The organism is Actibacterium sp. D185-2, from assembly GCF_054954595.1.
This window is the reverse complement of record NZ_JBPWNX010000001.1, coordinates 456,444-476,334: the sequence shown is the minus strand read 5'-3', so window position 1 is coordinate 476,334 and position 19,891 is coordinate 456,444. Positions and strand designations below refer to the sequence as shown.

21 protein-coding genes are annotated in these 19,891 nt (G+C 64.8%); 8 read left to right on the top strand and 13 right to left on the bottom strand.

The features are described from left to right. The first annotated feature begins 179 nt into the window (after nt 1-179). Entirely contained in the window at nt 180-959 is a 780-nt protein-coding gene (locus tag ACSR1C_RS02395) for a glycosyltransferase family 2 protein (RefSeq protein WP_460257716.1), read from the top strand. A 47-nt stretch (nt 960-1,006) separates the two neighbouring features. Here the strand turns inward: ACSR1C_RS02395 and ACSR1C_RS02390 are convergent, their stop codons facing one another. Further along, a complete protein-coding gene (locus tag ACSR1C_RS02390) occupies nt 1,007-1,660 on the bottom strand; it encodes a peroxiredoxin (RefSeq protein ID WP_460257715.1) in 654 nt (217 codons plus the stop codon). A 142-nt stretch (nt 1,661-1,802) separates the two neighbouring features. Here ACSR1C_RS02390 and ACSR1C_RS02385 point away from each other — a divergent pair, with 142 nt between their 5' ends. Next, nucleotides 1,803-3,242 (top strand): aldehyde dehydrogenase family protein, encoded by a 1,440-nt coding sequence (locus ACSR1C_RS02385; protein ID WP_460257714.1) that lies wholly within the window; start codon nt 1,803-1,805, stop codon nt 3,240-3,242. Between the two features lie 142 nt (nt 3,243-3,384). On the opposite strand, the gene ACSR1C_RS02380 is transcribed toward ACSR1C_RS02385, so the two are convergent. From ACSR1C_RS02380 to ACSR1C_RS02360, 5 genes are all read right to left on the bottom strand, one after another. Continuing rightward, nucleotides 3,385-4,032, bottom strand: coding sequence for an RluA family pseudouridine synthase (locus ACSR1C_RS02380; RefSeq protein ID WP_460257713.1), 648 nt, complete (start codon nt 4,030-4,032; stop codon nt 3,385-3,387). 43 nt (nt 4,033-4,075) lie between these two features. Continuing rightward, nucleotides 4,076-4,444: a GFA family protein gene (locus ACSR1C_RS02375; protein ID WP_460257934.1), complete on the bottom strand. Its 369-nt coding sequence runs from the start codon at nt 4,442-4,444 to the stop codon at nt 4,076-4,078. Between the two features lie 2 nt (nt 4,445-4,446). Then, a complete protein-coding gene (locus ACSR1C_RS02370; RefSeq protein ID WP_460257712.1) occupies nt 4,447-5,070 on the bottom strand; it encodes a LysE family translocator in 624 nt (207 codons plus the stop codon). A gap of 75 nt (nt 5,071-5,145) precedes the next feature. Next, the gene (locus tag ACSR1C_RS02365; RefSeq protein ID WP_460257711.1) at nt 5,146-5,592 is read right to left on the bottom strand and encodes a GAF domain-containing protein; all 447 of its coding nucleotides are present in this window, start codon (nt 5,590-5,592) and stop codon (nt 5,146-5,148) included. 104 nt (nt 5,593-5,696) lie between these two features. Next, on the bottom strand, nt 5,697-6,869 hold the full coding sequence (locus ACSR1C_RS02360; RefSeq protein WP_460257710.1) for a thiolase family protein: 1,173 nt from the start codon (nt 6,867-6,869) through the stop codon (nt 5,697-5,699). Nucleotides 6,870-6,961: 92 nt separating this feature from the next. On the opposite strand from ACSR1C_RS02360, the gene ACSR1C_RS02355 reads away from it, so the two are divergent. From ACSR1C_RS02355 to ACSR1C_RS02345, 3 genes are all read left to right on the top strand, one after another. Beyond that, nucleotides 6,962-7,306, top strand: coding sequence for an STAS domain-containing protein (locus ACSR1C_RS02355; RefSeq protein WP_460257709.1), 345 nt, complete (start codon nt 6,962-6,964; stop codon nt 7,304-7,306). Beyond that, nucleotides 7,303-7,797, top strand: a complete 495-nt coding sequence (locus tag ACSR1C_RS02350) for an ATP-binding protein (RefSeq protein WP_460257708.1) — start codon at nt 7,303-7,305, stop codon at nt 7,795-7,797. Before ACSR1C_RS02355 ends, ACSR1C_RS02350 begins: the two co-directional genes overlap by 4 nt. Nucleotides 7,798-8,022: 225 nt before the next feature. Continuing rightward, a complete protein-coding gene (locus tag ACSR1C_RS02345; RefSeq protein ID WP_460257707.1) occupies nt 8,023-9,603 on the top strand; it encodes a gamma-glutamyltransferase family protein in 1,581 nt (526 codons plus the stop codon). A 17-nt stretch (nt 9,604-9,620) separates the two neighbouring features. On the opposite strand, the gene hspQ is transcribed toward ACSR1C_RS02345, so the two are convergent. After that, the gene (hspQ, locus tag ACSR1C_RS02340) at nt 9,621-9,947 is read right to left on the bottom strand and encodes a heat shock protein HspQ (protein WP_460257706.1); all 327 of its coding nucleotides are present in this window, start codon (nt 9,945-9,947) and stop codon (nt 9,621-9,623) included. 84 nt (nt 9,948-10,031) lie between these two features. On the opposite strand from hspQ, the gene ACSR1C_RS02335 reads away from it, so the two are divergent. Beyond that, the gene (locus ACSR1C_RS02335) at nt 10,032-10,913 is read left to right on the top strand and encodes an AEC family transporter (RefSeq protein WP_460257705.1); all 882 of its coding nucleotides are present in this window, start codon (nt 10,032-10,034) and stop codon (nt 10,911-10,913) included. A 78-nt stretch (nt 10,914-10,991) separates the two neighbouring features. After that, entirely contained in the window at nt 10,992-11,579 is a 588-nt protein-coding gene (locus tag ACSR1C_RS02330) for a transglycosylase SLT domain-containing protein (RefSeq protein WP_460257704.1), read from the top strand. Here the strand turns inward: ACSR1C_RS02330 and ACSR1C_RS02325 are convergent. From ACSR1C_RS02325 to ACSR1C_RS02310, 4 genes are all read right to left on the bottom strand, one after another. Next, nucleotides 11,576-12,184, bottom strand: coding sequence for a LolA family protein (locus ACSR1C_RS02325; RefSeq protein ID WP_460257703.1), 609 nt, complete (start codon nt 12,182-12,184; stop codon nt 11,576-11,578). The two genes, ACSR1C_RS02330 and ACSR1C_RS02325, sit on opposite strands and share 4 nt — an antisense overlap. A 58-nt stretch (nt 12,185-12,242) precedes the next feature. Further along, nucleotides 12,243-15,071 (bottom strand): DNA translocase FtsK 4TM domain-containing protein, encoded by a 2,829-nt coding sequence (locus ACSR1C_RS02320; RefSeq protein ID WP_460257702.1) that lies wholly within the window; start codon nt 15,069-15,071, stop codon nt 12,243-12,245. Between the two features lie 8 nt (nt 15,072-15,079). After that, nucleotides 15,080-16,261 carry an aminotransferase class I/II-fold pyridoxal phosphate-dependent enzyme gene (locus tag ACSR1C_RS02315; RefSeq protein ID WP_460257701.1) on the bottom strand — a complete coding sequence of 394 codons (1,182 nt, stop codon included), beginning with the start codon at nt 16,259-16,261 and terminating at the stop codon, nt 15,080-15,082. Nucleotides 16,262-16,390: 129 nt separating this feature from the next. Beyond that, nucleotides 16,391-17,722 (bottom strand): amidase, encoded by a 1,332-nt coding sequence (locus ACSR1C_RS02310; protein ID WP_460257700.1) that lies wholly within the window; start codon nt 17,720-17,722, stop codon nt 16,391-16,393. Between the two features lie 45 nt (nt 17,723-17,767). Between ACSR1C_RS02310 and ACSR1C_RS02305 the strand changes: the two genes are divergently transcribed. Continuing rightward, the gene (locus ACSR1C_RS02305) at nt 17,768-19,030 is read left to right on the top strand and encodes a UbiH/UbiF/VisC/COQ6 family ubiquinone biosynthesis hydroxylase (RefSeq protein WP_460257699.1); all 1,263 of its coding nucleotides are present in this window, start codon (nt 17,768-17,770) and stop codon (nt 19,028-19,030) included. 10 nt (nt 19,031-19,040) lie between these two features. Here the strand turns inward: ACSR1C_RS02305 and ACSR1C_RS02300 are convergent, their stop codons facing one another. After that, nucleotides 19,041-19,223, bottom strand: a complete 183-nt coding sequence (locus ACSR1C_RS02300) for a Trm112 family protein (RefSeq protein WP_460257698.1) — start codon at nt 19,221-19,223, stop codon at nt 19,041-19,043. Continuing rightward, a complete protein-coding gene (locus tag ACSR1C_RS02295) occupies nt 19,220-19,864 on the bottom strand; it encodes an LON peptidase substrate-binding domain-containing protein (protein ID WP_460257933.1) in 645 nt (214 codons plus the stop codon). The genes ACSR1C_RS02300 and ACSR1C_RS02295 overlap by 4 nt, the downstream gene beginning before the upstream one ends. Nucleotides 19,865-19,891 lie beyond the last annotated feature (27 nt).

Sequence of the window (19,891 nt, the reverse complement as noted above, 5' to 3'; positions counted from 1 at the left end):
TGTCGCTAACGTGCATTCGCACAAGTGACTTTTAGAAAAAATACTTTGTCAGATCAGCACATTGGCACCGCTAATGCCCGCCGTACCTGTCGGGGCGGGCAACCCATGTTCAATGCCACTCTTACGGTCCGTGTTGGAACCATGCCATGATCATAACCTGCACGAGCATCCCGCCCAGGATGCGCTATCTGCCCGCGTTCTTCAAAGAGCTCGGCAAACAGCGGCACCGGCCCGACGCTGTCGAACTTTACGTTGCCAAAACCTATCGCCGCTTCCCCGGCGCGGTCCCAAGCCTGCCCGAACTGCCCGACTGGGTGACCGTCATCACCGCAGAGCAGGACTTCGGTCCGGCAACCAAGATCCTGCCGGCCGTCCACAAATGGCGGGACAAGGATATCGACATACTGTTTTGCGATGATGACCAGCGTTATGATCGGTTCTGGGCCGGCAGGTTCGCTGCGGACCGCAGGAAATGTCCTGACGCCGTGCTTTGCGAACATGGGTTCGATTTTCAATATCTCGGCCTGCCGATCCCCCCGAACCCGCCGCAGCCACGCCTGCGCAAGATCACCTGGACCCAGCGAAAGATCCATCGGGCCAAACGTGTGTTGAGCCTTGGCATGTATACGCCGCCCCGTCCCGCCTATGGTTCCTGGGCCTATGTCGACATCGTCGAAGGCTTCCGCGGAATATCGGTCAAGCCGCGCTTCTTCGACGACGAGGTGTTCGACATCCCCGAAATATTGTGGACAGTCGATGATATCTGGCTTTCCGGGCATCTTACCCGCACGGGCCATGCCCTTCGGACAACCAGCAACCCGATGCGTGCCCTGCTCGACCCGGAAGCCCCGCATGACGTCGCACCGCTGACCACGCACAGCGAAGAGGGCGTCGGCAGAATGGCGGCGAACATCCAGTGCGTCCGGTATTTTCAGGAAAAATACGGCATCTGGCAGTGACGGGATAGGCGGGCGCGACAAATGCGCCCGCCACGTCCCTGAACGGCTTAGTCCGGCGCCTTGACCGTGCGCAGGTAGGGGAAGATTTCCTTCACCGCGCCGAACTTCTCTTTCGCCTGTTCGGTGGTCAGCGACAGCGCCACGATCACGTCATCGCCCGGCCTCCAGTTGGCCGGCGTGGCGATCGGAACACCCTTCGACGCCTGAATCGCGTCCAGCGCGCGCAGGATTTCGTCGAAGTTGCGGCCCACCGACATCGGATAGATCAGCATCAGCTCGATCTTCTTGTCGGGGTTGATGATAAAGGTCGTGCGCACCGTGGCGGTATCGGCGGGGGTGCGGCCATCGGGCAGATAGGCCTCTGCCGGCAGCATGTCATAAAGCTTGGCAATCTTGAGCCCGTCATCGGCGATGATCGGGAAGCCCATCTTGACGCCGGCAAAGCTTTCGACGTCGGCTTTCCACTTCATGTGCTCTTCCACACCGTCCACGGAAATCCCGATCACCTTGGTGTTGCGTTTGGCGAATTCGCCCGCAAGCTGGGCCGCCGCACCGAATTCGGTGGTGCATACCGGGGTGAAATCCTTGGGGTGGGAAAACAGGATGGCGTAGCTGTCGCCGATCCATTCGTGAAAATCGATGGTTCCTTCGGTCGTGTCGGCCGTGAAATTCGGGGCCGTGTCATTGATGCGGAGCGCCATGGCGTATCCTTTCCTCATATTCGGAAACATGTCCCAGTATTATGATAGGATATTCTGTGCGCTTCTACACCTGCTTGCAGGCAAATATTGTTGGTGACACTGTGTCGCGCGACAGCGCCACGATGCGCCACAGGAGGTTCCCATGATCGAGAAGCGCCAATTCTATATCAACGGCATGTGGGTCGACCCGGCCGCGCCCCGCGATTGCACCGTGATCGACCCCTCGACCGAGGAAAGCTGCGCGGTGATCTCGCTCGGCGGGCAGGCCGATACCGATGCCGCCGTCGCCGCCGCGCGGGCCGCCTTTGCCGGATATGCCCGCACATCGAAGGCCGACCGCCTGGCCCTGATCGAGCGGATTCTGGCGATCTACACCCGCCGCGCCGATGAAATGGGCGCCGCGATCAGCCTTGAAATGGGCGCGCCGATCGACTTTGCCTGCGCCAATCAGGTCGGCGCCGGCAGCTGGCATATCCGCAATTTCATCACCGCGCTCAAGGCGTTCGAATTCGAGCGCCCGCTGGGCGATCACGCCCCCAATGACCGCATCCTGATGGATCCGGTCGGCGTGGTCGGCATGATCACGCCGTGGAACTGGCCGATGAATCAGGTCACGCTGAAGGTAATCCCGGCGCTGGCGACGGGCTGCACCATGGTGTTGAAACCCTCGGAAATCGCGCCGCTGTCGTCGCTGCTGTTCGCCGAGATACTGGACGAGGCCGGGGTCCCCGCCGGGGTGTTCAACCTGGTCAATGGCGACGGACCGGGCGTCGGCACCCAGTTGTCGGGCCACAAGGATGTGGACATGATCAGCTTCACCGGCTCGACCCGCGCCGGGATCGCGATCTCGAAGAACGCCGCCGACACGCTGAAACCCGTGCATCTGGAACTGGGCGGCAAGGGCGCCAACATCATCTTCGCCGATGCGGACGAGGCGGCGGTCACCCGCGGCGCGCTGCATTGCTTCAACAACACCGGGCAGTCGTGCAACGCGCCGACCCGGATGCTGGTCCAGCGCGAAGTGTATGACGCGGCGGTGGAAACCGCGGCCCAGGTCGCCAAGACACTGGCCGTGGGATCGGCGCATGACACAGGCCGCCATATCGGCCCGGTGGTCAGTGCCGCGCAGTTCGACAAGATCCAGGGAATGATCGAAACCGGCATCGCCGAAGGCGCGCGGCTGGTCGCCGGTGGTTTGGGCCGGCCCGAAGGCTTCAACCGCGGGTATTTCGTGCGCCCCACGGTGTTTGCCGATGTGACCAACGACATGACCATCGCGCGGCAGGAAATCTTCGGCCCGGTGCTGTCGATCATCCCGTTTGAAAGTGAAGAAGAGGCGCTGACCATCGCCAACGACACCGAATACGGCCTGACCAACTATGTGCAGTCGCAAGACAGCGCGCGCTGCAACCGTCTGGCGCGGGAGCTGCGGTCCGGCATGGTCGAGATCAACGGCAAGTCCCGCGCGGCCGGGGCGCCGTTTGGCGGCATGAAACAATCGGGCAACGGGCGCGAAGGCGGCACCTGGGGGCTGGAGGATTTCTGCGAGGTCAAATCGGTGGGCGGCTGGGCGGCAGAATAAAGGCGCGCCTGCGGCGCACGACATGCGTTCGATTGGGGCGCTGCCCCAAACCCCGGGATATTTGCACCAAAGCAATTGAAGCGCGATGCTTCGTGTTTTGCTTTGGGCTAAATATCCCCGCCGGAGGCACCGCCGGTTTTGACTAGAACGGGCATTTGGCCGAAAAGCTGAGCCCCATGCCGCCATCGGGGTGGCGCAGGCGCAGATTTTCGGCATGCAGCATCAGGCGGGGGGCGTGGCGGGCCGCGCCCTCGGCATAGAACGGGTCACCCAGAATCGGGTGGCCCAGCGCCAGCATATGCACCCGCAGCTGATGGCTGCGCCCGGTCTTGGGATAGAGCCGCACCCGCGTCGTGTGCTCCTCATAGCGCACCACACGCCAGTCGGTGATGGCGGACCTGCCGTTTTCGTGGTCCACCTTCTGTTTCGGACGGTTCGGCCAATCCACGATCAGGGGCAGATCAATGGTGCCCACTTTCGGCTCCAGCCGGCCCCAGACCCGCGCGACGTAGGTCTTTTTCACCTGACGCTTCTCAAACTGCAGGCCCAGGTGGCGCTGCGCGGCGGGGGTCAGGGCAAACACCATCACGCCGGATGTGTCGCGGTCCAGCCGGTGCACCAGCAGCGCCTCGGGAAAGGCCGTCTGAATGCGCGACAGCAGGCAATCGGCCAGATGCGCGCCCTTGCCCGGCACCGACAACAGCCCGGCGGGCTTGTTGACGAGCAGCAACTCGTGGTCCTGATACAGGACCTCCAGCGGGGTGTCGGGCGGGGTGTAGGTATCGTTCATGCCTGCGCGGGTACCCAATTCCGGCGCGGCCCACAAGCACCGGTCAGGATTGCGGCACCCCGTCGGCAATCTGGTAATAGTCGCCCTTGTCGGCGGTGAAGATATGTTTGGCCAGCGTCAGGCCGGTCGGGGCCTGTAGCGATCCCATCGCGAAAGAGATCGTGTCTTCATCGTCGCGGCGCCAGAACAGGAACGATCCGCAGGTGCCGCAAAACCCGCGCTCGGCCAGTTCGGACGCGCGAAACCAGGTCACATCGCCGCGGATTTCCACATCATCGCGTGGCGCGTAGGTCGAGGCCCAGACATGGCCCGACTGCTTGCGGCACTGGCTGCAATGGCAGATCGACGGGCCGGGCACCGCGCCACGGACCGTAAAGGACACCGCCCCGCACAGGCATGATCCGTTCAACATGGTCATCCTTTCGCCGGCAGGGGCGTGCTGGTTCCCAGCGCCACCCCGTAGATCACGAAACACACCGCCATGGCCCGGCGGAACCAGGCATTCAGCACGGCCCCCAGCGCCAGCCGGCCCAGCCCCGCCCCCAAGGCGGTATAGCCGGTATAGGACAGGGCGGTGATGCACAGCGCGGTCGGAAAGATTGCCCCCATCTGATCCCAGATCGGCACGTCCGGCTGCACGAATTGCGAAAAGGCCGCCAGATAGCCCGCCACGCTTTTGGCGTTGATCGTGGCGATCAGGACCGCCTTGCCGTAGATCGACCCCCCCGAGGCCCCGCGCGGCGCCACCGCGACAGGCGCATTCAGCCAGCCGCGAACCCCCAACCAGATCAGAAACCCGGCCCCCGCCAGTTTCACCCAGAAGAACACCGTGGGCGAGGCCGCGATCAGCGCGGTGATGCCCAGTGCCGACAGGGTCAGGAACAGCATTGCCTGGGTCAGGATCCCCAGCACCCCCCAAAGCGCGCGGCGAAAGCCGTAGGTCATGCCGTTGGTGATGCAATTCACCGCGTTCGGCCCCGGCGTGGTCACGAAGACCACCCAAAACAGCGCAAAAACGATCCAGCCGTGAAAGCTCATATCCTGTCCTCCTGCCTTTGCATCAAGGCGCAATCCGCCGCGCACGGCAACCGGTTTTCCCGGCGCCCGGCGGGTTCAGCGGAAGGTCGCATCCAGAATGGCCTGCAATTCCTGCGCGTCCGTCTGGGTGAAGGCGGCAGGCCGGTTGCTGTCGATATCAAGCACGCCCAGCAGCGCGCCCGCGCCGTTGCGCACCGGCAGCACGATTTCCGACCGGGTCGAGGCGGCGCAGGCGATATGGCCGGGGAAGGCCGCAACATCATCGACCAGTTGCACCGTTCCGGTACGCGCCGCCGCCCCGCAGACCCCGCGCGAAAACGGGATCACAAGGCAGCCATGTCCGCCCTGATAGGGGCCGATTTTCAGCGTTTCGTTACCGACATTGCGATAGAATCCGGTCCAGTCGAAGCGGTCGTCGGCGTGATGCAACTCGCACACAAGCGTGGCCATCAGGGAAACCACATCGGTTTCGCCCTCGGTCAGGGCGGCAATGGTTTTGGCGAGCATCCGGTAGTCGATCATGGCGGGCTTTCCGAGATGGGGAAAAGGGGGCTGTCTGCCCCCTCAGGCCCGTGCCGGGCCTTTCACCCCCGAGGATATTTTCGCGAAAAAGAAAAGGCCAGAGGTCAGGGGCGTTCAATGGCGATCGCGGTGCCTTCGCCGCCGCCGATGCAGATCGCGGCCACCCCGCGCGTCAGCCCGCGTGTTTCCAGCGCATTCAGCAGGGTGACGATGATCCGCGCGCCCGAGGCACCGATCGGGTGGCCCAGCGCGCAGGCGCCGCCGTTGACGTTCACCTTGTCGCGCGGCAGGTCGAGTTCGCGCATGAAGGCCATGGGAACGACGGCGAAGGCTTCGTTCACCTCCCACAGATCCACGTCTTCGGGCGCCCAGCCGATCCGCGCCAGCAGCTTTTGCGCGGCGGGCACCGGCGCGGTGGTGAACCAGCCCGGCGCCTGGGCATGGCTGGCATGCCCGATGATCCGCGCGCGGACCGGCAGGCCGCAGGCCGCGGCGTGGGCCCCGGTGGCCAGTACCAGCGCCGCCGCCCCGTCGGAGATCGAGGAGGAATTGGCCGGCGTCACCGTGCCGCCCTGGCGGAAGGCGGGCTTGAGATGCGGAATCTTCTCGGGCCGGGCCAGCGCTGGCTGCTCATCCTCGGCCACGGTCAGGTCGCCCTTGCGGGTGGGAACGATAACCGGGGTTATCTCGGCCGCGAAAGCGCCGGATTTCTGCGCCGCCAGCGCGTTGGACAGCGATTGCAGCGCATAGTCGTCCTGCGCGCTGCGGGTGAATTGAAAAGTTTCGGCGCAATCCTCGGCGAAGGTGCCCATCAGGCGGCCCTTGTCATAGGCATCTTCCAGCCCGTCCAGGAACATGTGGTCGATCACCTGACCATGGCCAAGCCGCGCCCCGCCGCGCATCCCGGGCAACAGATAGGGCGCATTGGTCATGCTTTCCATGCCGCCCGCGACCATCAGCGCGGTGTGGCCAAGCGCCAGTTGGTCATGCGCCATCATCACCGTTTTCATGCCCGAGCCGCACATCTTGTTCACCGTGGTTGCGGGCACATCGTCGCCCAACCCGGCCTTGAATCCCGCCTGCCGCGCGGGGGCCTGCCCCAGACCGGCGGGCAGAACGCAGCCCATCAGCAACTCGTCGATATGCGCCACCCCCGCACCGTCCATTGCCGCGCGGATCGCGGCACCGCCAAGCGTTGGCGCATCGACACCGTCGAAGGCCCCCTGAAAGCCGCCCATCGGCGTGCGCGCCGCGCCGCAAATCACCACATCCTGCATCTGGATTTCCTCCCCCAAGCTTGCTCTTTCATGGATACCGAATGGTAAGGATTGCCGTCTAGCCTTTGCTGAAACGACCCAAGGAGAGTTGGATGGAGCTTCTGACCGAAGAGCGCGGCGATACGCTGCTTGTAACCGTGATGGACGATCGCGTGGATGCCGCCGTCGCGATCCAGTTCAAGGACCGGATGCGCGAACTGACCGCGACCCCACATCCCCGCGTGGTGATGGATCTGTCGCGCGTGGCATTTCTGGACAGCAGCGGGCTGGGCGCGGTGGTGGCGGTGATGAAACTGCTGACGCCCGGGCGCAGTCTGGACCTGGCCGGGCTGACCCCGACGGTCGCAAAAGTGTTCCGCCTGACGCGGATGGACACGATCTTTACCATTCACGACAGCCTTGCCGCCGCCTTGCCCCCAGGCGCGGATGCTGCATGACCGGCAGGGCTGCGCCCATGATCGACTGCGGCGGAACACCCTGTCAGACGGCCCCCGGCCTGCATCTGTGTTTCCCGGGCGAACCGATGGCGGTGCGCCGGGCCCTTGGTCAGGTGCTGGGATGGCTTCGGGACGACGGGATCGGCCCCGGTGATTGCGGCAACGTGGAAATCGTGCTGGCCGAGGTGCTGAACAATATCACCGAACACGCCTATGACGGCGGCGAAACCGGACCTGTGAAGCTGTCAGTCGCGCATCATCGGGGCGAGCTGTGCCTGCAATTGCAAGATCAGGGCCGCGCGATTCCGGCCATCGTCCTGCCGGCACAGGACGCGACGCCGATATGCCCCGAACCGCAGGACCTGTCGGAAGGCGGATTCGGCTGGTTCCTGATCCATGCGCTGACGCGCGACCTGTGTTACTGCCGCGACGGGGCAACGAACTGCCTCAAACTGCGGCTGCGGCTGGAAGACACGGCGCGGCAGGGATAACGCGACGGCAATTGCCGCAATGCCGCCACAAAGCGACCTCATCGCAGCCCGATTGGCTGAAGATAACGTAGGGGTAGCTGCATATGGCTTCCCTCGGCGTCGCGTCTTCAGCCCCCACCCAGTGCGCGGCGTCGAGGTCTACCTTTGCAGCCTCTTTCGAAAATCGCATTGGAATTTCATTCCCGCTCTCATAGCCTGTAACTTCGCGACAGGAGGATGGGATTGATGCGCGATTTTCACCTGCCCGGCCGCTCGCCGGTTTTTGCCCAGAACGGTATCTGTGCCACCTCGCATCCGCTGGCGGCCAAGGTGGCTGTTCAGATCCTGGAGGCCGGCGGCAACGCGGTGGATGCCGCGATTGCGGGCGCGGTTCTGCTGGGCATTTGCGAACCACAGATGACCGGGATCGGCGGCGATTGCTTCGTGCTGCTGAAACCTGCGGGCGATGACACCGTTGTTGCCCTGAACGGGTCGGGCCGGGCGCCCGCCGCGCTGTCCGCCGCGGCGATGCGCGATCGCGGACTGGCGACCATTCCGCTGGGCGCCCCCGAGGCCGTAACCGTCCCCGGCGCGATCGACGCGTTCTGCCGCCTGTCGAAGGATTGGGGCCGGATCGGGTTGAAGGCCAGCCTGGCCCCCGCCATCCATTATGCCGAGGCCGGGGTGCCAGTCGCACCACGCACAGCGTTCGACTGGGCGGCGGCGGAACCCGCGTTGCAGGGCGTCGCACGCGACTACTATCTGTTGAACGGTAAGGCACCCCAGCCGGGCCAGGTGTTCCGCGCGCCCGGTCAGGCAGAGGTGTTGCGCCGCATCGCGATGGAGGGGCGCACAGGGTTCTACGAGGGCGAAGTCGCCGAAGACATGGTTGCCTCGTTGAACGCGCTGGGCGAGGTGCATACGCTGGACGATTTCGCCGCCACCGCCTGTGACTACACCACACCCGTCAGCGGCACCTACAAGGATGTCGATCTGGTCGAGCATCCGCCCAACGGTCAGGGGGCCACCGCGATTCTGATGGCCAATATCCTGGGTCATTTCGACCTGCCCGGCATGGATCCCTTCGGCGCCCCCCGCGCGCATATCGAGGCCGAGGCCGCGAAGCTGGCCTATGACGCGCGCAACCGTTTCATCGCCGATGCCGCCTATGCCACCCGGCTGGACCACATGCTGGCGCCGGAAACCGCGCAAAAACTTGCCGCGCTGATCGACCCGAAACGCGCGATGGACAGCCCCGCCGCAATCAGCGAGGCGGTGCACAAGGACACCATCTATATCACCGTGGTCGACAAGGACCGGATGGCGGTCTCGCTGATCTATTCGGTGTTCCACAGCTTCGGCGCGGGGCTGGCCTCGGACAGGTTCGGGGTCAATTTCCAGAACCGCGGCGCCGGTTTCACCCTGGAAGCGGGCCACCCGAACGAGGCGATGGGCGGCAAGCGCCCGATGCACACGATCATCCCCGGCATGATCCGCAAGAACGGCAAGGTGATCATGCCGTTCGGGGTGATGGGCGGCGCCTATCAGCCCAACGGCCATGCGCGGTTCCTGACCAATGTGGTGGATTACGGAATGCACCCGCAGGCCGCCATCGACGCCCCGCGCAGCTTTTCCGACGCCGGTGAAATGAAGATCGAGCGCGGCTATGCCGACGCGGTGCGCACCGAACTGGCCGAAATGGGCCACAAGGTGACGACGCCCGACACGCCGATCGGCGGGGCGCAGGCGATTTTGGTCGACGATGAAACGGGTGTGCTTCAGGGTGGGTCTGACCCGCGCAAGGATGGCTGTGCGCTGGGGTATTGACCCTGGCGCCCGGCGTTTCAGTTCAGCTGAAACTGAAGCGGGTAGTGCCCGTCTTCGAATTCGCCGAACAGATCATCCAGATCGGGGTGGTCCACCGGTTCGCCGGTTTCGTCGGGCAGCAGGTTCTGCTCGGACACATAGGCCACATAATAGCTTTGGTCATTCTCGGCCAGCAGATGATAAAATGGCTGATCCTTGCACGGACGGCTGTCTTCGGGAATCGCGTCGTACCAGTCTTCGGTGTTGGAAAACATCGCGTCCACATCGAAAACCACACCCCGAAAAGGGTGCTTGCGATGCCGCAGCACCTGGCCAAGATGATATTTCGCGTGTGTCTTCAGCATAATGTTGCAACCCCCGGCGACCATTAGTAATGCCTCAGAAGGGGCAATGTCCATGCAGGCGGTGCCAATTTCGGGAAACAGTTTGTGAACCTCGTCCTGACAGTGTTGGAAGTAGTGGCACCGGTCTTTCTGCTGGCCTCGATCGGGTTCGGCTGGGTCAGGATGGGCTTCGAATACCGGGTTGAATTCGTCACCCGGCTGGCGATGACCCTGTCGGTCCCCTGCCTGATCTTCACGTCCCTTATGAAAACCGAAATCGAGCCACAGGCGCTGGCCACCCTGTCGCTGGCGTCGCTGGCGGCCTATGGCGTGGTGACGGTTCTGTTCTTTGCGCTGATCGCCGTCGCCCGGCTGGACCGGCGCACCTATCTTGCCCCGCTGATCTTCGGCAACACCGGCAACATGGGCCTGCCGCTGGCCCTGTTTGCATTCGGCGAGGCGGGCCTGGGCTATGCGGTGGTCGTGTTTGCGGTGATGGCGATCTATTCCTTCACCTTCGGGATCTGGCTGGTTTCAGGCGGCGGATCACCGCTGAAGGTGCTCAGGGAGCCGCTGGTCGGCGCCACGGTTCTGGGCGGGATTTTCCTGTGGCAGGGCTGGCAGACACCGCGGTTTCTGACCAATGCGCTGGATCTGATCGGCCAGATGGCGATCCCGATCATGCTGATCACCTTGGGCGTGGCGGTGGCGCGGTTGCATCCGGGGCGGCTGGGCCGGGCGCTGGCGCTGTCGGCGATCAAGGTGGTGCTGTGCGTGGGCGCGGCCTGGGCGGTCGGGCACTGGTTCGCGCTGCCGCCGGTGCCGTTCGCGGTGCTGGTGCTGCAAATCTCGACCCCGGTGGCGGTCACATCCTATCTGCTGGCGGAAAAATACGGCGCTGATTCGGATGCCGTGGCCGGGCTTGTGGTGGTCTCTACGCTGCTGTCGGTGGTGACAATTCCGCTCACCCTCGCATTTTTGATCTGACAGACCGGCAGAGCATTTGCCCGCCCGCCCGAATTCACGTATTCTGCTGCAAAACAAAGAATGAAATGCGAGAGGCCAATGAGCAGACTTCTTCGCGTAGCAGTATTTTTGGGCCTGGCCGGGCTGGCCGGATGCGGCGGCGGTGCGAAATCACCGCCCAGCAATCTGGACAACGCCTGTAGCATCGTCAGCCAGCGCCCGAACTATCTGCGCGCCATGAACAAGACCGAGCGCCGCTGGGACGTGCCCGTGCATGTCCAGATGGCGACGATCTATCAGGAAAGCAAATTCGACGGCGATGCGCGCACACCGTACCGGTTCGCCTTGGGGGTGATCCCGATGGGCCGGCAAAGTTCGGCCTATGGCTACAGCCAGGCGCTGGATGCCACCTGGGATGAGTACCGCCGCGAAACCGGGCGCTGGGGTGCCAAGCGTGACCGGATCGACGACGCCACCGATTTCATGGGCTGGTACATGAACAAAACGCGCGAGCGTAACGGCATTCCGCTGCACGATGCGCGCAATCAGTATCTGGCCTATCACGAAGGGCAGACCGGCTATGCCCGCGGCAGCTATAACGGCAAGCCCTGGCTGCTGAACGTGGCCAATTCGGTCGCGGCGCGGTCGGAAACCTATCAGGTCCAGCTAAATAGCTGTCGGCGTTAATCGACGCCGAGCCGTGCGTTGGTTTCCGCCGGGATGCTGAACAGGCGCGACGAAAGCTGCCCGCCCATGGTCAGATCGCCCAGGATGACGGTGGTTTCGCCGCCGACGTCATCCGAGATCACCCATTGGCGCAGCTGCACCGGGTTGTCGGAAAAGACCAGCCGGATCGTACCGTATTCAGGATGCACGGGGTCCTGCGCCACCACGGCGGTGGTGGTGCCGTCGCTGACATGGCCCACGACCATCTTCGCCCGCGACAGATCCACATTCCGTTCCAGGATGATGTTCAGCGGCGTGCGCGCCAGCGGGTATTGCTCAGGCGGTTGGTTGGTCTTCGAATCGAAGATCGCCACCTGCCCGCCCCCGGCCATGACCAGCGCCGCCTCGGGCGGATCATATTCGAACCGCACCCGCCCCGGCCGCTTGATGTAAAGCGTACCCGTGGAAATCGTGCCATCGCCATTGATCTGGGTGAACTGCCCCTGGGCGGTGCTGAACCCATTGAAATAGTTGGAAATCCGCGACAGCGGGATTTTATCCGCCATGGCGGGCAGGGCGAACAGGATGACCGCAGCGGCCAGTGAGACAAGGCGCAAATATTTCATGTTCCCAATCTAGGTACGCGCCGAAGGGTTTGCACCTCACGAAATGGCGACAGGCGCGTTATTGCTGCTCGGGCACCAGAATTTCACGCTTGCCGACATGGTTGGCGGGGCTGACCACGCCCTGATCCTCCATCTGTTCGACCAGACGCGCGGCCTTGTTATAGCCGATCGCCAGTTTGCGCTGGATATAGGAGGTGGAGCATTTGCGGTCCTTCAGAACGATCGCCACGGCGGTGTCGTACAGCGCGTCTTCCATATCGGTATTGCCACCGCTCGACAGGCCCAGCACCGCGTCGATATCGCTTTCGCGGTCCTCGTCCGGGCCTTCGGTCACACCGCCCATGTAGTCGGGCGGGCCAAACGCCTTGAGGTAGGTCACGATTTCCTCGACCTCTTCGTCGCTGACGAAGGGGCCATGCACGCGGGTGATCTTGGCACCGCCAGCCATATACAGCATGTCACCCATGCCCAGAAGCTGCTCGGCGCCCTGCTCGCCCAGAATGGTGCGGCTGTCGATTTTCGAGGTCACCTGGAATGAAATCCGGGTCGGGAAGTTGGCCTTGATCGTGCCGGTGATCACATCGACCGACGGACGCTGGGTGGCCATGATCAGGTGAATGCCCGACGCCCGCGCCATCTGGGCCAGACGTTGGATGCAGGCCTCGATCTCTTTGCCGGCGACCATCATCAGGTCGGCCATCTCGTCGACGATGACGACGATATAGGGCAACGCCTCGGGCGCGAATTCCTCGGTCTCGAACATGGGCTCGCCGGTGTCGTCATCGAACCCGGTCTGCACGGTGCGGCTGAACATCTCGCCCTTGGCCAGCGCATCGCGTACCCGGCCGTTGAAACCCTCGATGTTGCGCACACCCATCTTCGACATCTTGCGGTAGCGCTCTTCCATCTCGCCCACGACCCATTTCAGGGCGACCACGGCCTTTTTCGGGTCGGTCACAACCGGCGACAGAAGATGCGGAATGCCGTCATAGACGGACAGCTCCAGCATTTTGGGGTCGATCATGATCAGGCGGCATTCCGCAGGCGTCAGCTTGTAAAGCAGCGACAGGATCATGGTGTTGATCGCCACCGACTTACCCGATCCCGTGGTCCCCGCGATCAGCAGGTGGGGCATCTTGGCCAGGTTCGCGACGACCGGATCGCCACCGATATCCTTGCCCAGCGCCAGCGGCAGCCGCATGTTGCTGTCGCCGAAATCGCGGGCCGACAGGATTTCACGCAGCACGACCTTTTCACGGTTCACATTGGGCAGCTCGATCCCGATCACGCTGCGCCCCGGCACGGTCGAAACCCGCGCCGACAGGGCCGACATGCTGCGGGCAATATCGTCGGCCAGGCCGATCACCCGGCTGGCCTTGAGGCCCGGCGCCGGTTCCAGCTCATACATCGTGACCACGGGGCCGGGGCGAACCGAAACGATCTCGCCCTTCACACCGTAATCGTCCAGTACGTTTTCCAGCATCCGGGCGTTTTCCTCCAGCGCCTCGTCGGACAGGTGGTGGCGTTCGACCACCACAGGGCTGGTCAGCAGCGACAGCGGCGGGTGCTCGTACTCGGTTGCGGATTCGTCAAATTGCAGGGCGGGCTGTGCCTCTTCCTGGGCGCGGCGCGACGGCTGCACCGGCTTTTTCGGCGGGTGCTGCACGACCTTGCGGGCCTGCGTCATCGGCAGTTCATAGGCCATCGCGGGGTCGGCCAGCGGCTCTTCGAACAGCGGCTCGGCCTCATCCTGCGGCTCTGGCACAAGCGGCTGCGGCGGCGGCGCCATACGTGGCCTGGTATCGGCGAGCAGCGGGTCGGGCCCACGGCGCCGGGCAATCGTGGCGGCAACGTCGAACGCCCGCAGCGGCGGCTCGGCGCGGACGGTATGCACCAACGGGGCCTGACGTACCCGGCTGCGGATCACATCGGCGATGCGCGCCTTGATCCGCTCTTCGGACATATCCGCGCCGGCCATCGCCTGCGGCGGCAGAACCGGTTCCACCAGTTCGGGTTCGGGATCGGGCGCGCGTTTCATCAGCGTTGGCACACGGGCCAGCAGGCCCGGTTTCGGCTGCGGGGCAGCCACGGGTACGGCGGCGGGTTCCGGGGTGGCGGCACGGCGCACCACGGGGTCGCGCGCATGGGCGGCGGCCATGGCCGGGGCTGCTGCGCGGGCCTCTTTGCGCGCCTGGTTGCGGGCATGCAGGGCGCGCGCGCCCCGAACCGCACCGTTGGCGCCCTGGCCCAGCAGGCTCATCGCGCTGGCATAGGCCATGATCAGACCGACCAGCAGAAACCGGCCCAGCGTCTTCATTTCATACCGGTCGAAGCCAAGCACGAAGAACGTCATCGCCACCAACAGCAGGAACGCAACCGCCGCCATCAGCTTGACCCCGAACGCAACCGCGCCGGGCACGATGCTCAGAACCGCACCCAGAACCGTGTCGCCAAACAGCCCGCCCATGCCGAAATCATGGGTCCAGCCCGCCGCCGGGGCCAGCGTCGCCGCATAGACCGAGGCAAGCGCGATCGCGATCGGCGCAAAGACCACGCGGCCCAGCGCCCGCTCTTCGCCCCGATGCAGCACGAAGCGCACCCCCCAGGCCCCCAGAACCAGCGCCAGCCCCCAGGCCCCGAGCCCGACGATCACATATAGCGGCGACGCCAGCGAGGCGCCGAACCGGCCCAGCAGGTTCGCCGCCGGCGCATCCGTCGCCGACAGCCAGGACGGGTCCTCTGGCACATAGGATCCCAGCAGCATCGCGGTCAGCAACCCCAGCACGATCATGCTCAGGCCCAGCAATTCCTTGCCGCGCCGCTCGATCGCGGCCTGTATGTTGGTATCGAAGAGCGGATCACGCTGTTTCATCTGATACGATGCCATTTCTTACCCTACCTGTAGAGACAGTCGCGAAGCTGGATCAGCCCGCGCTGCATTTCTGTGATTGGGGCCACCATGGCGACCCGGATATATCCCTTGCCAGGATTGTGCCCGCCCACATCCCGGGCGAGATAGGCGCCGGGCAGGACCCGCACGCCGGTTTCGCGCCAAAGTTTCAGCGCGGCCTGCTCGCCATCCGCGACCGGCAGCCACAGGAAAAACCCGGCCTGCGGGGCAGCATACCCCGGAACATCGGCAAGAATGTGATCGGCCGCCGCGAATTTTTCGCGGTAAAGTGCACGGTTTTCGACCACATGTGCCTCGTCCGCCCAGACCTTTTCCGACGCCCGTTGCAGCGGCAGCGGCAGCGGCGCCCCCGCATAGGCGCGCAACTGCTTGATCCGCGCGATACAGCCCGGCCCGCCCGCCACAAAACCCGACCGCAGCCCCGGCAGGTTCGAGCGTTTCGAGAGCGAGTGAAAGATCAGTACCCGCTCTGGATCCGCGCCCATCTCACGCGCGACCTGCAAGGCCCCCACCGGGGCCGCGTCGCGGTAGATCTCGGAATAGCATTCATCCGCGAAAATCCTGAAATCGTGCTTTTCCGCCAGCGCGATCAGATCGGCCCAGTAATCCCGCGTCGCCACCGCGCCCTGCGGGTTCGAGGGCGAACACAGATAGGCAATCGCCACCCGGTCCAGCACATCCGCATCCAGTGCGCCGTAATCGGGCAGGAATCCGTTATCCGCGTCGGCCGGGACATAGACAGGGTCGGCCCCCACCGCCAGCGCGGCCACCGCATAGACCTGATAGAACGGATTGGGCGTCAGGATCACCGGGCGCTTGCCGCGTATCCGTTCCGGGCACAACGCCAGGGCGGCGTTGAACAGCCCCTCGCGCGTGCCGTTCAGCGCCACGATCCGGGTTTCCGGATCGGCATCCACACCAAAGCGGCGGTTGATCCAGCCGGAAATCGCGGCGCGCAATTCGGGCGTGCCCTCGTTCGGGGGATATTTCCCGAACTCGGCGGCGTTTTGGGCGATGATGTCGCTGACCCAGGCCGGAAAGGCGTGTTTCGGCTCGCCAATGGTCATAGGCATGACCTCGCCGCCCGGCGCATGCACGTCAAGAAGGCCGCGCAGACGCGGGAATGCGTATTCTGGCAGGTTCGAAAACCGCTCTGGATAGGTCATGGGACCGACTGTACTGCCTCAGGGATCGGGGTCATGTCGCCCCGTTTGACTGCCAAGATACCGGCAACCGGCGCGCCGGTCCAGAAAAAGCCCGCAAATTTCACGCCTTGACGGACGAATCTGTGGCTTTTACGCCAGCGCCGCCTCGGCCGCCGCACCGACCCGAAGCAGCCGTTCCTCGCTGCCCGGCGGGGTCAGAAACATGATCCCGGTCGACGGCACGCCCGTAGGCAGGGTCAATGCCGCCCCGCCCATCAGGTTACCGATCCGCGTGTTGCGCAGCGCCAGCAGGTTTTCGGCGACGTAATAGGCGTGATCCGTGATCAGCCGGTCGGCATGGGGCGGCATGATCGCCGAACTGGGCAGAATCACTGCGTCGAACCCGGCGGTCTGTTCCGCCCAGATGTGCCGCAGCTTGTGCAATTGCTGCCAGGCGGCCACGAAATCCACCCCCGAAAACGCCGCCCCCGCGCGGAACCGTTCCAGAATTTCGGGGAACATCTTTTCCGGTGCGGCCTCGATCAGGTCTTTCCAGGTGGCGTAGGCCTCGGTCGTGTACAAGGCTGCGGTCAACGCCATCGCCGCCTCGACCGCGGGCACCTCGCGGCGTTTGACCAGGGCGCCGGCGGCCTGCAACCGCTCGACCGCGCTTTGGAACGCCGCGCGGGGGGCACCGCGCAGATCGTCCATCGCCAACGTCTCCAGCACCATGAACCGCACACCCTTCAGGCTGGCACCGCGCAGATCGGCAGGCGTGCCGCCCTCCAGCACCGCCAACAGTAGCGCCGCATCCTCGACCGTGCGGCACAGCGGCCCCACCGTGTCGAAACTTTCGGCCAGCGGCACCACGCCCTTCAGCGACAACCGCCCCGAGGTGGTTTTCAGCCCGACCAGATCATTCCACGCCGCCGGAATGCGCGCCGATCCGCCGGTATCGGACCCCACGGCACAGGGCGCCAGCCCGAACGCCACCGATGTCGCCGCCCCCGAAGACGACCCGCCCGCCACCGCCTCGGCGTCGTTCACGCAAGGCGGGCTTTCGGTGATCGGATTCAGCCCCAGCCCGGAAAAGGCCAACTCGGACATATGCGTCTTGCCCAGACAGACCGTGCCGGCGGCGGTGGCGTTTTTCAGCACCTCGGCGTCGTCCTTGGGCACCCGCCCGGCCAACAGGGCCGATCCCGCCTCGGTCGCCACGCCCGCAGTGTCGAACAGATCCTTCCACGACACCGGCACACCGTCCAGCAGGCCCAGCCGGTGGCCCGCTGCGGCGCGGGCGCTGGCGGCTTCGGCCTCGGCCATGGCGCGCTCGGGCGTCACGCGGGCATAGATGCGCGGGGTCAGCGGATGCGCCTCGATCGCGTCCAGATAGGTGCGGGTCAGCGCGGCCGGGTCGATCTGCCCCGCCGCGATCCCACGCCCCAGCGCCGCCGCGCCCATGTAAAGCCAATCCTTGCCCATTGCCGCCTCCTTGCCATCCCAATGACGGTAGCGGCCGGGCGGCGCATGGACAATCCCGCATCAGCGCGCATAGTGCGGGGCATGACATATGATTCCGATGTTCTGATCGTGGGCGGCGGGCTGAACGGCCCGGCCCTGGCGCTGGCCTTGGCGCAGGGCGGGCTGAGCGTGACCGTCGTGGACGCCCTGCCGGTGGCGGCCCGCAGCGACGACGCCTTCGACGGGCGCGGCTATGCGCTGGCGCTGGCGTCGCAGCGGCTGCTGTCGGCCATCGGGATATGGGCCGGCGTCGCCGACAAGTCTCAGCCGATTCTGGAAATCAAGGTCAGCGACGGGCACGCGGGCACCGGCCCTTCGCCCTTCGTGCTGGATTTCGACCATGCCGAGATCGAGGAAGGCCCGATGGGCTATATGCTGGAAGATCGGTTTTTGCGCCGCGCGTTTCTGGATGGCATGGCGGCCGATCCGCGCATCACCCAGATTTCCGGCGAAACCGTGGTCACGCAGGAGGTGCAGCCGGGCGGCGTGACTGCCACGCTGGCCTCGGGGCGGACCCTGCGCGCGCGGATCCTGATCGGCTGCGACGGGCGGCGCAGCGGCACCGCCGAACGCGCGGGCATCAGGCGCACCGGCTGGGATTACGGCCAGACCGCGCTGGTGTGTGCCATCGGCCATGAAAAGCCGCATCACGGCATCGCGCATCAGTTTTTCATGCCGCCGGGGCCGCTGGCCATCCTGCCGCTGCCCGGCAATTTCTGCTCCATCGTCTGGAGCGAAACCCACACCCGCGCGGCCCAGATACAGGCGCTGGACGATGCGGGCTATATGGCGGCGCTGCGGCCACGGTTCGGCGATTTTCTGGGCGACATTCAGCTGGCCGGCGCGCGGTTCAGCTATCCGCTGACCCTGACGCTGGCCAATGCCTTCGTGGCCGAGCGGCTGGCGCTGGTGGGCGATGCGGCGCACGGGGTGCATCCGATTGCGGGGCAAGGGCTGAACCTGGGATTGCGCGACGTAGGCGCGCTGGCCGAGGTGCTGGTCGACGCCCACCGCCGCGGCGAAGAGATCGGCGCGACCGATGTGCTGGCCCGCTATCAGCGCTGGCGGCGTTGGGACACCGCCACGCTGGCCGCCGCGACGGACGGAATCAACCGTCTGTTTTCAAATGATAACCCGATACTGCGCGGGATCCGCGACCTCGGACTGGGGGCGGTAAACGCCCTGCCCGGCCTGCGCCGCCATTTCATCCGTGAAGCTGCCGGGCTGAATGGTGATCTGCCGCGCCTGATGACGGGCCGCCCGATCTGAACGCCCGGATTCAGTCGATCTGGCGCGCTTCGTCCACCAGCATGATCGGGATGCCATTGCGGATCGGAAAGGCCAGATGCGCCGCTTTCGACACCAGTTCCTGCTTTTCGGCGTCATAGCTCAGCACACCGTGGGTGACCGGGCAAACCAGCGCCTCCAGCATCCGGCGGTCGGGTTTCGTCGCATCGCTCATTGCATCATTTCTTCGTTGTTGCCGCCACGCAGGGCGAATTCGATCAGGGTCGTCAGCGTTTCGCGCCGGTTGGTCAGGGTCGGCGCCTCCAGCAGCGCCTGCTTGTCTTCGGGTTCGAACGGGCACAGCATCGACAGCGAATTGATCAGCAACTCATCATCGGCGCCTTTCAGGCTGCTCCAGTCGGTCGACAGGTTCCGTTCGCGAAAGAAGCGCCCCAGCAGCCCCATGAAACCGCCCCGGTCGAACCCTGCGTCCTTTTCGGCGTGGCCCAGATCACGGTCGAACCCGTTCCAACACACATCGGCGCGGATATAGGGGCTGAAACTGCTGATCTCGCGCAGGATCCGATAGCGCGAAATCCCGGTCAGCGTGATCATATAGCGCCCGTCTTCGGTTTCCGAAAAGGCCGTGACCCGACCCGCGCAGCCGATGGAATGCAGCCGTTTCGCCGCACCGCCCGGCACCTGACAGGGCTGCATCATCCCAATCAGCCGATCGCGGGTCTTGAGCACATCCTCCAGCATCGCCAGATAGCGCGGCTCGAAAATATGCAGCGGCAACCGCGCCCGCGGCAGCAAAAGCGCGCCGGGCAGCGGAAAGACCGGAATGGTCGAAGGCAGGTCAGCAACTGAGAACATAGCCCGCAAGGTAGACCTGCCGCGCCG